This window comes from Stenotrophomonas sp. YIM B06876, from assembly GCF_030711595.1.
Classification (GTDB): Bacteria; Pseudomonadota; Gammaproteobacteria; order Xanthomonadales; family Xanthomonadaceae; genus Stenotrophomonas.
This window is the reverse complement of sequence record NZ_JAUJUJ010000674.1, coordinates 1-303: the sequence shown is the minus strand read 5'-3', so window position 1 is coordinate 303 and position 303 is coordinate 1. Positions and strand designations below refer to the sequence as shown.

Sequence of the window (303 nt, the reverse complement as noted above, 5' to 3'; positions counted from 1 at the left end):
GAGGGATTGGTGCCGGTACATCGCCAGCGCAATGACCAGCCAGACGACTTGCTCGGCCGGTAACTTGCGCCGCCGAACGCTGGCTTTGCCGGTGACAGCCAAGGCATGTGTGATCCATTGCGGATCAATGTGCTGGGACAGCGCGGCGAAATCTGGGAGTTTGTGAGCCTTGCCGACCATCAGAGCCAAGGTGTGTGAAGCAACAGGGTCTGAGTATGAGCTATGGGCAGATAGAAAAAATGCCGTTCACTGGCTTAAGTGAACGGCATTAGGGCCCTGCCCCGCTTTTTTTAGTCCACCACG

Annotated in this window: 1 protein-coding gene; it reads right to left on the bottom strand. The window is 56.8% G+C overall.

The window, feature by feature from the left end; genetic code table 11:
• A partial coding sequence (locus QZH66_RS18970) for a transposase domain-containing protein (RefSeq protein ID WP_305807315.1) occupies positions 1 to 180 on the bottom strand: 180 nt, incomplete at its 3' end.
• Between the last annotated feature and the right edge of the window lie 123 nt (positions 181 to 303).